Below are 13,720 nucleotides of genomic sequence, written 5' to 3' on the forward strand. Positions count from 1 at the left end.
GATTGGGGGAAGACATAATGAAGCTAGATGAATTTTTCGTCACTGGCGAACCTATGATTTACGCTGCTGATGCAGCAATCGCTATGACGGTCATCGGTATCGTTTTTGTCTTAACATATTTCAAGAAATGGAAATGGTTATGGACAGAATGGTTAACAACAGTTGACCATAAAAGACTCGGTGTCATGTACATCCTTTCAGCTGTATTAATGCTTTTCCGCGGCGGAATCGATGGAATCATGATGCGTATGCAGCTTGCATTCCCGGGTATGAACATTTTAGATGAACATCACTACAACGGAGTCTTCACGGCTCACGGTGTTATCATGATCTTATTCATGGCAATGCCATTTATTATCGGACTAATGAACGTAATCGTTCCATTACAAATTGGTGCGCGTGACGTAGCATATCCGTTCTTAAACGCAATTAGTTTCTGGACATTCTTTATGGGAGCAATGCTATTTAACCTTTCTTTCGTAATCGGAGGAGCTCCTGATGCAGGTTGGACAAGTTACTTCCCGCTTGCAGGTAAAGAATTTAGTGAAGGTATTGGAAATAACTTCTATGCCGTTTCACTACAGATTGCTGGTGCTGGTACATTGATGACTGGTATCAACTTCTTTGTAACAATCTTAAAAATGCGTGCCCCTGGCATGACAATGATGAAAATGCCAATGTTTACTTGGTCAATCTTCATCACATCAATTATTATTATTTTCGCGTTCCCTGTATTAACAGTAGCGCTTGCACTTATGACACTTGACCGTGTATTCGGAACAGCCTTCTTCACAATGGCTAACGGCGGTCTTCCAATGATGTGGGCTAACTTATTCTGGATTTGGGGTCACCCTGAAGTATATATCGTTATTTTACCGGTATTCGGTGTCTTCTCAGAAGTTATCAGTACACATTCTCGTAAGAACTTATTCGGTTATAAAGCAATGGTTGTATCAATGGTCGGTATCGCATTCTTAAGTTACCTTGTATGGGTGCATCACTTCTTTACAATGGGTAACTCACCGTCAGTTAACTCGTTCTTCTCAATCACAACGATGTTAATCGCCGTACCAACCGGAGTTAAAATCTTTAACTGGCTCTTTACAATGTATAAAGGCCGTATCAAATTTACGACTGCGATGCTTTGGTCATTAGCGTTTATTCCAAACTTCGTAATCGGTGGGGTAACAGGGGTTATGCTTGCGATGGCATCAGCCGATTATCAATATCATAACAGTTACTTCCTAATTGCTCACTTCCACTATGTATTAATCTCTGGTACAGTGTTTGGCTGTTTCGCAGGTTTATACTTCTGGTATCCAAAGATTTTCGGTCACACGTTGAACGAAAAATTAGGAAAAATTTCATTCTGGATTTTTGTTGTTGGATTTAACGTATGTTTCTTCCCGCAATTCTTCCTAGGTTTAGACGGTATGACTCGTCGTATGCAAACTTATGCAGACAACCTTGGCTGGAACGGATTAAACTTAGTTTCAACAATCGGTGCATTCTTAATGGGTCTTGGCTTCTTCGTATTAGTAGTTAACTTATTATACAGTGCATGGAAAAACAAACGCGACACTGCAAACGATCCTTGGGATGGTCGTACACTTGAGTGGTGGACTAAATCACCAGTTCAAGCTTACAACTTTGCAGTAATTCCTCATGTGAAAGAAATGGATGCATTCTGGCACATGAAAAAACGTAATGAAACAGAAATTAAAGCAGAAGACTTAAAACCAATTCACTTACCAAGCAACTCTGGTGTGCCGTTTATCTCAGGTATTTTCTGGTTTATCGGTGGATTTGGCTTAGTATTTGAATGGATTCCAATGGCAATCGTTGGATTAGCAGGTATTTTTGCTTGTATGCTTGCTCGTTCATTTGATTATGATCCGGGCTTCTATGTAAAAGTAGATGAAATCAAGAAGGTTGAAGGAATTACAGGGGGTGACAAATAATGGCAGGACATTTAGATAAATCATTGCCGTTAGAATACCAAGAAGAACAAAGTCGCCTGAATATCCTTGGATTCTGGATTTTCTTAGGTGCCGAGATCGCGTTGTTCTCTACGCTGTTCGTAACGTACTTAACGTACCATACGCGCACAGCGGGTGGCCCTACTGCAGAAGAACTGTTCGTTGTTAAAGATTTTATGATCGAAACGCTGTTACTACTATTCAGTAGTTTCACGATGGGAATTGCCATCTTTAAAATGCGTAATAATGATTTAAAAGGACTTTTAGTTTGGTTCGTTATTACGCTTGTCCTTGGTGGAGGATTCCTTTTCTACGAAATTCGTGAGTTTTACATGTACGCAGTTCACGAAGGTGCAACAATGCAAACAAGTGCCTTCTTATCAGGGTTCTTTACACTACTTGGAACGCACGGTCTTCACGTAACAGTCGGTGTATTCTGGGCAATCAGTATTATTATTCAATTAGTAAGACGAGGATTAACACCAGTTACTGCTCGTAAAGTATTTATTATCGGTTTATACTGGCATTTCCTTGATGTTGTATGGATCTTCATCTTCACGCTTGTATACTTGAACGGATTGGTGGGATAAGACATGGAAAATAAACAAGGCCAAAAAGCAGGTTTTCCGCTTAGTCATGTATTTGGGCTTATCCTTTCACTAGCCTTAACATTCGCAGCGCTTGGTTTAGTAGTGCTAGCTGATCTATCAAGAAGCATTACGATGACTCTTATCATGATCCTAGCGTTATTACAAGCAGCAATGCAGCTAGTAATGTTCATGCACATGACTGAAAGTGAAAATGGTAAAGTACAGGTTGCAAATATTCTTTACAGTTTCTTTATTGCACTTTGTATCGTTGTTGGTACACTGTGGATTCTTGCAGCTCACTTTAACCATTAAAAATAAAACCACTTACTTCGGTAAGTGGTTTATTTTTTTTCATTCAGTTTATATTTCAACGTTTGATATTCTCCCGTGGGAACTTTTTTTACTACCTTTCCTTTATCATCGCTATAAACATTTACTTGTTCGTACACTTCAATTCGGTATCCGCCTCTTTTTTCTGTTTTAACATGAACTTCTTTGACTGACATATTTAATTGTTCCGCCTCGTCTTCATCTGCAGAGGTTTCAACAGCTCCTCCATCAAGTGAAAGGTGAGCTAAGCTGTCAAACGACTGCTGGGAATTGTTATCAACATAGCTTGTCACGACTAAAATGCCGGCAAAAAACAATACTAAAAAAAGCGTCCGGACTTTCATCTTCATCTTAAAACACCCCCGTAAACTGACAAACCAGCACGACTGCACCTAATACCCAAACGTAAATCGCAAACGTTTTTAACGAATGATGCTTTAAATAATTGATCATCCATTTTACCGCTACATAACCAAATAAAGCAGATGAAAGGGTGGCGACGAATAAAAAGAAAACGGAAAGCTGCTCGACTTCACCTGTGACTACATCTTTTAACTGAAGTAACACCGCTCCGCAAATGGCGGGAGTGGACAATAAAAATGAAAAGTAAGCGGCTGTTTCACGGTCTAATTTTCGCATTAACGCAGCTACCATCGTTAAGCCTGACCTGGATACAGCAGGGAATATCGCAGCTGCTTGAAACGAGCCGATAAAAAAGGCATCTCCGTATGAAATATGATCCATTTTTTTATAGCCATTTTTTACGGAATCACCAAACCATAACAGCAGTCCCGTCGCAAGAAATTCCCAGCCAATCGTTAAGCCAGATCTAGAAATACTGTCAAAATAGTCTTTGAACAAAAGACCAATTGCCACTGCAGGGATCGTTCCTATCACTAAGAGCCCTGTAAGCTTGCTAAAGGGATGACGAATAATATGCCATAGCTCACGCTTATAAAAGACAAACACAGCAAGCAGAGTGCCCATATGCAGCATCGTATCTAAATACAATCCTGCATCGTCTAATCCAAATAAGTGGCGCCCTAAATACAAATGCCCCGTGCTGCTTATCGGTAAAAACTCTGTAAGCCCTTGAATGATTCCCAAAATAAATGCTTCAAACCACGACATCTTATCACCTCATACAGCGTGTCCTTATTAGTAGTGTATAGAGGAAGTTCTGAGAACATGACAAAAACATGGAAGTATAGGCATTCATTTAGTGAAATAAATACATAAAAATAGGTCATAGTATAAGAAGAGACGACCATTCTTATCTCCATCTCATCCACAATGGAAAGAGGTGCTGAAAATGATACGAAAATGGGTTGCTGTATGCGTCGTATTCGCTGCTTTTATTTTTCCGCAAGCAGTAAGTGCTGAACAGCCAAAAGTAGAGGTATTTCAAATTGAAACGGGCAGAGTCGTTCGTTCAACGCCCAAACCTCCAAGTGTTCAAAAAGAAGCCGAAAAAAGTATTGCGTCCATTACTGGTTTATATAAAAAGGCAAGTCCGCTTCCTAAAAAAGGCTATCTTGTCAAAGTACCTCTTGATCCAGCCGTAAAAATTGAAAATAGTGCGGTCAACACGCTGGCAAGTGAAGTTATTTTTGTTCTTGAACCAAACCAAAAACCAATCATGATGGTATTTGACAATGAAAATAGAACCTATTTTTTTGAATTTACTCATGATTTAACTCTTCTCAGAAAAGCATTACAGCTATAAGTCATCGAAATGATGGCTTTTTTTTACATAGACAGTTGACAGTTTATTATGATAAATGTAATATATTTAGAAAAGTCAGAAATAATAAGGGGGAGAATTATGTGATAGCTCTACGACCGTTCTCCAAAAAAGACTTTAAACAGCTAATGGATTGGATTCCCTCCGAGTCATTTATGGTGCAGTGGAGCGGCTCTAGCTTTTCTTTTCCGCTTACTCCTAGACAGTTAAAACACTACATTCGATATGCAAATGAAGATGGTGCTTCTACCTATGCTTTTTCCGTCATAGATGACAATGAACAGCTTATTGGGCATATTTCTCTGGCTCACATTGATTATTATCATAAAACAGGAAGAATTGGCCGAGTACTGCTTGGTGAAAAGTATAGAGGAAAAGGGCTTTGCTCGCACATGTTTGAAAAAGTGTTAGCTTTCGGTTTTGAAGAACTGGGTCTTCACCGAATTTCGCTCGGCGTCTTTGATTTTAACGAGCGGGCGATTCAGTCCTATGAACGAATTGGCTTTACACGCGAAGGCCTTCTTCGAGATGTTCGGCTTGTAGATGGACAGTACTGGAGCTTAATTGAAATGAGTATGCTAGAAAGTGAATGGGCACAGCGTGATGTGCATCAAAAATCAGGCTAAAATCTACTAGTGAAAAGCCAGCTTCTCAACAAGCAGGCTTTTTTGACGTGTGTTTAAATTTCTCTAAAAAGGTATAAATTTTCATTCATTAAGGCATATAGAGAGTAAGTGATGTGTAAAGGAGACCGTATGAATGAAAAAATACAAAATAGGGATCTTAGCGGCATGTATTTTGCTCTTAGGAACCGCTGGATTTGGAATTGCCTATCAACAGCAAACATCTGCTAAAGAGCAGCCTCACTCGTTTAATGTACTAGTGATGGGCGTAGATGAAAGGCCAGGAGATACAGGTCGCTCAGATGTATTAATGGTGGTCAACTTAGATACGAGCCACAATAAAGCAAAAGTTATGCCGATCCCTAGAGATACGCGCGTGCACATTGATGGAAAAGGAACGGATGAGAAAATTAATCATGCTTATCGATACGGAGGCATTCCTTTAACCGTGCGCACGGTTGAGAACTTCTTAGATATCGATGTCGATTATTATGTGAAAGTAAATATGGAAGGCTTTAAAGGTGTAGTAGATGAACTTGGCGGAGTAAACGTTAAGAACCCGTTTCCTTTTGTGTTTGATTCATTTATCTTTCCCCAAGGAGAAAATGCGTTGAACGGCGAAAAAGCTCTTGCCTATGTGCGGATGAGACACGAAGATCCAAAAGGAGATTTAGGAAGAAATAATCGACAGCGTCAAGTAGTGGAAGCCCTATTAGATAAAGGAATGAACATGTCAACGGTGAAAAACATTCCAAGTCTCCTCACGCTTGTAAAGAAGCATATTCGAACGAATATTGATGTCAGCGATGCATTTACGATGTATAACATCATTAAGAATGGCCGGCCTGATTTCGAAACTGTAACGGTAAAAGGAGAAGGGCAAGTGGTAGATGGTACATGGTATTATGTTGTCAAACCATCTGAAAAAAAACAGCTGAGCGCTATGTTTCAACAAACCCATTAATAAAAAAGAGGGCTGAAGAAATTCAGCCCTCTTTTTATTCACCAATTTCTTCTTGACGCTGCAAGCAGGAAATTTGTTTTTTCTCTGGATGGACACCAAATGTATAGCCCCACGTTTGCAATTTATCTAGAATGATTTCGTCTTTTTTAAAGCCAAAGATCATCACCACATCTTGGTTTTCATCTAAAAGCAAATACTTTTCGTCTTTGCGCCACATCGTTAAGTTTGACGCGTAGAAAAGATTCCAGCCGTTATTCATGCGATGACCGGTTGCTTGGTTTTTATAGTTGACAATCATATTTCTTCCTCCATTAGTGAATCTTTCTAAAAGTAAAACTTCAAAGAATATTATAAACGTTCTATTCCTAGAAATCTATTATTTATCCTGTTGAGGGGAACTCGCCGTGATGTTTATAAAATACATGTGATAAAAGATTTAGTATATAAGGATATATTTGTATAAAATGAGAGTCAATAAGTAAGAAAACGGAGAAAAGAAGGGTCTAAAAGCGTATATAATTGAAAAAAATATAAGTTATCTAGCTTTAAAGACTTAAAAACACGCTTTTCAGACCATGGACATGCTTTTTCAAATTTCTACCTACAAGAAAGAAGGCAGAGATGCGAAATGTGTAGGTGAATCTAAATGAGTTTACGGTAAACATGAGGCCCCAAAACGTGGTACACGCTAGAAAAGGGGGAAATTCAACGATGTCAAAAAAAGCGCTATGGATTAAAAATGCTTCGCAAGTTGTAACGGCCAGAGAAAATAAAGGTCCTTTAGCTGGAAAAGAAATGAGAAACTTGACGGTGATTGAAAATGGCTCAGTCTGGATAGAAGGAGATCAAATTGTGACCGTAGGTACAACAAAAGAGCTAGAACAAAAATATGAAAGGGAAAGAAATGATGCAACGATTATTGATGCTTCTCATAAAATTGTGACTCCGGGTCTGATTGATCCCCATACGCACGCTGTGTACGCTGGCTCGCGTGAGGAAGAATTTTATAGGCGGTTTGAAAGGCCAACTTCTTACTTGGATTTATTAGAAGAAGGTGGAGGTATTCACTCCACTGTCGTTCAAACACAGGAAGAGTATGCGTACCGGATTTATCAGCAGAGCTATGAGCGTCTTACGTCTTTTCTAGCTCACGGAGTCACAACTATAGAAGTGAAAAGCGGGTATGGGTTAGAATTAGAAACAGAACTAAAACAGCTGCAAATTGCGAAAATGCTGAATGATACGCACGCAGTTGATGTAGTAAGTACCTTTTTAGGCGCACACGTCGTACCTCTTGTATATAAAAAAGATACGCAGAAATATGTCAATTTACTTATTCACGAAATGATTCCTCAAATCTCTTCTTATAAGCTTGCAGCATTTAATGATGCTGTATGTCTTCCAAATGCTTTTTCATTCAAACAATGCCAAGAAATACTCGAAGCCGGGAAAAGCCATGGCATGCTTCCTAAAATACATGCCGACCCCTTTGAATACTGCAGAGGAGCGGAGCTCGCAGCAGAGGTAGGAGCGATATCAGCAGATTATCTTTTGTATGCTTCTGATGAAGGATTAAAGAAACTGGCTGAAAAACGGATCGTAGCCACACTTTTACCGGGGAATTCCTTATTTGTTGGAATGAAATGGCCAGATGCTAGAAAAATGATCGATTTAGGCGTTCCGGTTGCTCTTTCTACAGACTGCAATCCAGGTTCATCTCCAACGACTTCACAGCAATTTGTGATGAACCTGGCATGTATGAATATGAATATGAGTCCTGAAGAAGTGCTTGTAGCTACAACTATTAACGCAGCGCATGCTATTAATCAAGGAGATAAGATTGGTAGTATTGAAGCCGGAAAACAGGCTGACTTAGCGATTTTTAATGTCTCTAGTTATCGAACCCTTCAATATCAGTATGGTTTAAATCATATTGACTGCGTAGTGAAAAAAGGAGAAGTAGTTGTAGAAAACGGAAAAGTTTTGTAAAACAAGTTTATAGAAAAAGAGAAAAGGGTAAAGAATAGAGAATTTGTCACACATGCAAAGGCAGGGAATTTAGATATGATTACAAAACAAGATGTTATTCCATTACTAAAAGAAGCTTGCCCCTCTTTTGAGCCAAGCGAAGAAGTGGACCTCAACGATAAAAACGAGCTGCAGCATGAATTAAGCCGTGTTGCGGGTCATTTAATCTCTCTTGAATATAATGGCCAGCTCCAGCGTGAACCGGACGTATTTGAAGCGATTGAACAGCTGTATATAGAAGGTGAAGCTGATGTGAAAGAAGCTGTTACAACAGGACTCTTTCAAGCAATGCATGAAATGATTATAGATCAGCAAATTAGTCCAGAAGAAATTGGAATGCTATTAAAACCTCACTCACTGAAGTGGTGGAAAACGATTGACCATTTCAGCGAAAACAGTGGTGAACAGTAAGGAAAAAGAACGTCATGGAAACATGATGTCCGTGACGTTCTTTTCTTTTACTGTTCTTTTTTCAGCTGGCGCTCTAAAATAAAAGGGCCAAACGGAATAACCGACATAAGAAATGCAAATAAAGAGCGGCCGATTGACCATTTATGCGCGAATTTTACATGAACGACTGCAAGAGCGTACAGCACAAAAAGTGCACCGTGTGCTGCGCCTACAACTGATACAGCTTCGGGTATGCCTGCTGCATATTTTAGCGGCATAGCAATGCCAAGCAGCAGCAAAAATGAAATTCCTTCTAAAATTCCTACTAAACGCAGGCGACCGATTGGTGATGTAAGAACCATGTTTTCTCCTCCCGTAACGACGGAATAAATTTCTGTATCAATGACAAAAATGTACCATAGCGAGCTCTTCATATACAAGCATCATTTGTATCTGTCACAAAAAAGTCGAAAACGCTTTAATTTGCTCTATAGAAGTGTTTGGTTTGAAAAACTGACATACTCTTGTGATGCAATGGATAAAAGAGCACACTATGTGTTGACAAGTTATTTTAATTATTTTATATGTATAGTATCGAAAACGTATGAGAGGATTTTTTATCATGACAAACCGAAAACAGCAGCGAGAGAAAATTTTAGATGCTGCTTTTGAAGTGTTCGGATCCAAAGGTTACTATGAAGCAAAAATGATTGATATTGCTAAACTAGCGGGTGTATCTAAAGGAACGCTTTACTTGTACTTTTCGTCTAAAGAGTCGCTTTATATCGCTGTGAACAATCGTTCGTTTGATGAGTTTTTGTATCATGCAAAGCGAAGAACGGATGAATGTCAAACGTTTTATGAAAAGCTGTATTCAGTTGCGAAGCATCACCTGCTCTTTTTTTACGAAACTAAAAAATATCCGGACTCTTTTTGGCAAGCCCCTCACCAAATGCCAGAAATGATGGGTCGTCTTCATCAATTTTTTGAGGATTATCACGGACTTGTTGCTAAATTGATTGAAGAGCAAAAAATAAAAAATGCTTTTTTACACTCACAAGCGTTTTGCAGCATGTTAAATGGGTACAGGATGGATATCGTTTCCGATGATGATATAACAGAAGAAGATATCATGAACTATGCGGAGTTCATTGTGAACTTATACATTGAAGGCTGCTATTTTGAGACCCAAAAATGACTCATCGGTACTGGTTGATAATGGAGGGATATGATGAATAACAGCAGCACAGTAATTAACTTTTCATATTTTCAAGAGCAAATCGTAACCAAGGTGAACACTGACAATACACTGCCGTTTTCTCTTGGATTTAGTAAAGGTGGACTTGTGGCAGAATGTCCATGGAGACTAAAAAACAAACGCAGCATCTTGCTTGGTCAAGCGGACTGGAAATCGCTGCATTCTGCCGAGCAGCGCCAGCAAGTCGAAGCACTGCTGCTTGGCCAGCACATTATCTCTATACAGTGGTATGAAGATATCGGTATACTTCGAATTACATTTTCTAATGGCTATGCGCTAGATATGTTTCACGACAGCTCTTTTTTTGAAGGTTGGGATTTATATGGTCAAGACGGCTTTTCCTTTATCTCGCTGCCAGGGGGAGCGTGCGACCATCAAATTTCAGTTTGTATAGACAGTTCATCAGCACATGAAAGGAGGTGAGTTTTTTTGCAAAAAACTGACCCACGGGTACTCTAAAATTGTTAAAAAAAATAAAACGGGTCTGCAGCTATTAAAGGATGAAGGTTTCTCAAATAACTTAGTTACGTAACGGAGGAAAAAGATGAATTTTTTGACGAGATTTAGTTTAAAAAATGCGGTAGCTGTGTTTATCGTTTCATTTTTACTTATTTTAGCGGGGCTATATTCATTTTCAAAACTAAAAATTGATTTACTGCCGAATATCGAATTTCCGCAGCTGTCCATTGAAGCAACGTATCCCGGGGCTTCTCCTGATGACGTAAATGAAAGCGTCACGTCGAAAATCGAAGACCAAGTGAAAGGAATTGAAGGCGTTAAAAGCGTACAAAGCGTATCGTACGAAAACGTCGGTATTATTAATTTAGAATTCCCGTTTAATACGGATTTAGATAAAGTTGAACAGCAAATTAACTCGTCGATAAAAGAATTAGATTTACCAGAGTCATCAAATGTAGACGTAAACCGTTTTTCATTTGGTTCATTCCCGATTTTCAACATTTCACTGTTTGCGAAAGATGATGCAAATCTTGAAAAAGTATTAAACGATGAAGTGATTCCTGAATTGAATAAAATTCAAGGTATTAACTCCGTCTCAGTTGGCGGCGTGAAAGAGGACCTTTTACAAATTACGGTCGATAAAGAAAAAGCAGCTCAAGCTGGCTTAACGCTTGATGAGATGAAAGAACAAATTAATCAAAAAGCTGTTTCATTCCCAGCAGGAGCATTAAATGGAAAAGAGCTTCAAATTCCAGTGCGAGTAGAAGAAAAAGTTGCGACGATCGATGCATTAAAGAAAATTCAGCTGAAATCTACGATGAACCCTGAAGCAAAGCCTGTGAAGCTTGGCGATATTGCCAAAGTCGAAGCCGTAACGGAACAAGGCGAATATACGCGCTATGACGGCAAAGATGCGCTGTCGATGGCCATCACAAAAAAACAAGATGCCAATACGGTTGAAGTGGCCAGCGAAACGATGAAAATTTTGAAAAAATATGACGATCAGTTAGACTACGCAATCGGCTTTGACTCAGCTGACGGTATTGAAAAGTCTGTTGAAACATTAGTGCGCGAAGGATTGCTCGGAGCATTATTTGCGTCACTCGCCGTGCTGATTTTCTTGCGTAACTTCCGAGCTACGATCATTGCGATTATATCGATTCCATTATCGCTGTTAGTATCAGCTATTTTCTTAAACCAGCTTGATATTTCACTTAACATTATGACACTAGGCGGAATGGCTGTAGCCGTTGGGCGCGTAGTGGATGACAGTATTGTTGTTATTGAGAACATTTTCAGACGCGTGCGCCGTTCAGAAGAAGGCATGAGCAATGAGCTTGTCGAATCGTCCACAAAAGAGATTTTAAAAGCGATTACCTCGTCTACGATTACAACGGTTGTCGTATTCTTGCCAATCGGCTTTGTAGGAGGAATTACAGGAGAGTTCTTCTTGCCGTTTGCCTTAACAGTTGTTTTTTCACTGTTAGCATCTCTTCTTGTAGCGATTACAATCGTGCCGATTCTAGCAAAGTTTGCATTTAAAAAAGTACCGCCTGAAGAAAAAGAAGGAAAGCTGCAGCGCGGGTATGCAAAAGCGATTGCATGGTCGCTTAATCATAAAATTAAAATTTTAATTTTATCCTTTATTTTACTGTTTGGTTCATTTGCGCTTGTGCCTTCATTAGGCTTTACGTTTATTCCAAATGAAGAACAAAAAATGCTTCAAGCCAACGTTCAATTACCGGCATCTACGTCCCTTGAAAAAACAAACGATGTATCCTTAAAAATTGAAAAGATGTTTGCAGACCAAAACGAAATTTCAGACGTGACCACCGAAGTTGGATCACGCGACTTTTCAACAGGTGTAAAACGCCCGAACCAAGTTGGCTATTTCTTGAATGTAAAAGAAGGCGTGAATGTTGATACGTTTATTGATAAAGTTCAAAAGAAAATGGAAAGCATCACGAAAGAAGAATCACCGAAAGCAACGGTTAATGTACAAGAAGCATCAACAGGAGGGCCTCCTACAAATAATAACGTAACGGTTGATTTATATTCTTCTAACTTAGATGACTTGCAAAAGGCAGCTAAGCAAGTGGAAAACCACTTAAACAAAGATAAACGTCTTAAATATGTAACAAATAACTTCTCAGATAAGCAAAAGCAGCTTGTAGTAGAAGTAGATCCTGATAAAGCCGCAGAGTATGGAGTATCTGGATTTCAGCTGCTCGGTACAATCTCTGATCAAACCAAACCAGTATCCGTCGGAGACTTAAAATTAGATAATACAAAACGAGCGGTTCAGCTTTCATACGATAAAGACCTTAGTTCAGTAAAAGAAATTAAAGATCTTCAAGTATTTACAGAACGAGGGCCTGTGTTAGTAAAAAATATCGCTGACGTTCGTACAATTGATACGTTCACTTCTATTCAAAAGCTCGACGGCAAAGTATTTGCGCGAGTAGAAGCAGACATCAAAGGCGATGATGTTCAAGCCGTGACCAAAGATGTTGTAGATGGAGTGAAAAAGCTAGACTTGCCGAAAGATGTGAGCTTGGACGGAGGAGGCGGAAGCGACGAGACAGTAGAAGTCTTCCAATCTCTAGGTCTAGCCATTTTAACAGCAATCGGCCTTGTGTATTTAACAATGCTCGTTACGTTTGGAAAAGCGCGTATTCCATTTATCATTTTATCGTCACTCATTTTTGTGCCAATCGGTTCGTTAGTTGGTCTAGTACTTGCAAAAGAACCGCTGTCCGTCAGCGTCATGATTGGATTCTTAATGCTGATTGGAATTGTTACAACAAACGCGATTGTGCTTGTAGATCGAATTACCCAAAATCGTGAACAAAAAAGCATGACAATCCGTGAAGCCCTTATTGAAGCTGGGAAAACGCGCTTGCGTCCAATTTTAATGACGGCGTTTGCTACCATTGCTGCATTAATTCCGCTGGCGCTTACTACATCAAGCGGAACGCTGATTTCAAAAGGCTTAGCTATCACGGTGATCGGAGGGCTTGCGTCATCTACTCTTCTTACCTTAATTATTATTCCAGTTGTATACGAACTCTTCTTCGCAAGACAAGTAAAAAGAGAAAAACAGCTGGAAAAAGAAACGACATAAGAACTATTTTCTAATAGAGGAAAATATGACCATGTACTATATGTTATAATAAAAGTACGTTTTAACCCCTTATATTATAGAAAAAGAAGCGGCGCTTTCGAGCGCCGCTTCTTTTTTATGTAAAATCATTATTTACAAAAAATGATTAAATGTCTTGTATGGAGGGAAAGAGTGTTAACAGGAAGCTTTACTATATCATCGTAGAGTTATCTAAAAAACATACAAAGTACA

The 13,720-nt window shown here is 39.2% G+C and carries 15 protein-coding genes; 11 read left to right on the forward strand and 4 right to left on the reverse strand.

The window, feature by feature from the left end; genetic code table 11:
* The first annotated feature begins 17 nt into the window (after positions 1–17).
* Genes qoxB through qoxD form a run of 3 tightly spaced genes read left to right on the forward strand, consistent with a single transcriptional unit; the run spans position 18 to position 2,881 of the window.
* The gene (gene qoxB, locus MMB69_RS08665) at positions 18–1,961 is read left to right on the forward strand and encodes a cytochrome aa3 quinol oxidase subunit I (protein WP_013083896.1); all 1,944 of its coding nucleotides are present in this window, start codon (positions 18–20) and stop codon (positions 1,959–1,961) included.
* The gene (qoxC, locus tag MMB69_RS08670; protein ID WP_013057825.1) at positions 1,961–2,569 is read left to right on the forward strand and encodes a cytochrome aa3 quinol oxidase subunit III; all 609 of its coding nucleotides are present in this window, start codon (positions 1,961–1,963) and stop codon (positions 2,567–2,569) included. Before qoxB ends, qoxC begins: the two co-directional genes overlap by 1 nt.
* A 3-nt stretch (positions 2,570–2,572) precedes the next feature.
* A complete protein-coding gene (gene qoxD, locus MMB69_RS08675; RefSeq protein ID WP_013057824.1) occupies positions 2,573–2,881 on the forward strand; it encodes a cytochrome aa3 quinol oxidase subunit IV in 309 nt (102 codons plus the stop codon).
* A 29-nt stretch (positions 2,882–2,910) separates the two neighbouring features.
* Here qoxD and MMB69_RS08680 read toward each other — a convergent pair whose 3' ends face one another.
* Both MMB69_RS08680 and MMB69_RS08685 read right to left on the reverse strand, forming a co-directional pair.
* Complete coding sequence (locus tag MMB69_RS08680) at positions 2,911–3,249, reverse strand: hypothetical protein (RefSeq protein WP_221784232.1); 339 nt, start codon at positions 3,247–3,249, stop codon at positions 2,911–2,913.
* Between the two features lies 1 nt (position 3,250).
* Positions 3,251–4,030, reverse strand: a complete 780-nt coding sequence (locus MMB69_RS08685) for an undecaprenyl-diphosphate phosphatase (RefSeq protein WP_221784233.1) — start codon at positions 4,028–4,030, stop codon at positions 3,251–3,253.
* 181 nt (positions 4,031–4,211) lie between these two features.
* Between MMB69_RS08685 and MMB69_RS08690 the strand changes: the two genes are divergently transcribed.
* The 3 genes from MMB69_RS08690 (at position 4,212) to MMB69_RS08700 (ending at position 6,230) form a co-directional block, all read left to right on the forward strand.
* A complete protein-coding gene (locus tag MMB69_RS08690; RefSeq protein WP_277447588.1) occupies positions 4,212–4,625 on the forward strand; it encodes a hypothetical protein in 414 nt (137 codons plus the stop codon).
* A 101-nt stretch (positions 4,626–4,726) separates the two neighbouring features.
* Entirely contained in the window at positions 4,727–5,269 is a 543-nt protein-coding gene (locus MMB69_RS08695; protein WP_116514105.1) for a GNAT family N-acetyltransferase, read from the forward strand.
* Positions 5,270–5,402: 133 nt separating this feature from the next.
* The gene (locus tag MMB69_RS08700) at positions 5,403–6,230 is read left to right on the forward strand and encodes an LCP family protein (RefSeq protein ID WP_269871135.1); all 828 of its coding nucleotides are present in this window, start codon (positions 5,403–5,405) and stop codon (positions 6,228–6,230) included.
* A 34-nt stretch (positions 6,231–6,264) separates the two neighbouring features.
* Here the strand turns inward: MMB69_RS08700 and MMB69_RS08705 are convergent, their stop codons facing one another.
* Positions 6,265–6,528: a hypothetical protein gene (locus MMB69_RS08705; protein WP_013057818.1), complete on the reverse strand. Its 264-nt coding sequence runs from the start codon at positions 6,526–6,528 to the stop codon at positions 6,265–6,267.
* Positions 6,529–6,941: 413 nt separating this feature from the next.
* Between MMB69_RS08705 and hutI the strand changes: the two genes are divergently transcribed.
* Together hutI and MMB69_RS08715 are read left to right on the forward strand one after the other, a co-directional pair.
* Positions 6,942–8,219, forward strand: a complete 1,278-nt coding sequence (gene hutI / locus MMB69_RS08710; RefSeq protein ID WP_221784239.1) for an imidazolonepropionase — start codon at positions 6,942–6,944, stop codon at positions 8,217–8,219.
* A gap of 75 nt (positions 8,220–8,294) precedes the next feature.
* On the forward strand, positions 8,295–8,669 hold the full coding sequence (locus MMB69_RS08715; RefSeq protein WP_269871134.1) for a DUF7674 family protein: 375 nt from the start codon (positions 8,295–8,297) through the stop codon (positions 8,667–8,669).
* A 47-nt stretch (positions 8,670–8,716) separates the two neighbouring features.
* Here the strand turns inward: MMB69_RS08715 and MMB69_RS08720 are convergent, their stop codons facing one another.
* Complete coding sequence (locus MMB69_RS08720; protein WP_013083888.1) at positions 8,717–9,010, reverse strand: DUF3817 domain-containing protein; 294 nt, start codon at positions 9,008–9,010, stop codon at positions 8,717–8,719.
* A gap of 260 nt (positions 9,011–9,270) precedes the next feature.
* On the opposite strand from MMB69_RS08720, the gene MMB69_RS08725 reads away from it, so the two are divergent.
* From MMB69_RS08725 to MMB69_RS08735, 3 genes are all read left to right on the forward strand, one after another.
* Positions 9,271–9,846: a TetR/AcrR family transcriptional regulator gene (locus MMB69_RS08725; RefSeq protein WP_221784242.1), complete on the forward strand. Its 576-nt coding sequence runs from the start codon at positions 9,271–9,273 to the stop codon at positions 9,844–9,846.
* Between the two features lie 33 nt (positions 9,847–9,879).
* A complete protein-coding gene (locus MMB69_RS08730; RefSeq protein ID WP_277447589.1) occupies positions 9,880–10,329 on the forward strand; it encodes a DUF6188 family protein in 450 nt (149 codons plus the stop codon).
* Between the two features lie 121 nt (positions 10,330–10,450).
* Complete coding sequence (locus tag MMB69_RS08735) at positions 10,451–13,489, forward strand: efflux RND transporter permease subunit (RefSeq protein WP_277447590.1); 3,039 nt, start codon at positions 10,451–10,453, stop codon at positions 13,487–13,489.
* Positions 13,490–13,720: the final 231 nt, after the last annotated feature.

Origin of the sequence: Priestia sp. P5, from assembly GCF_029522155.1 — a bacterium.
GTDB lineage: Bacteria > Bacillota > Bacilli > Bacillales > Bacillaceae_H > Priestia > Priestia megaterium_E.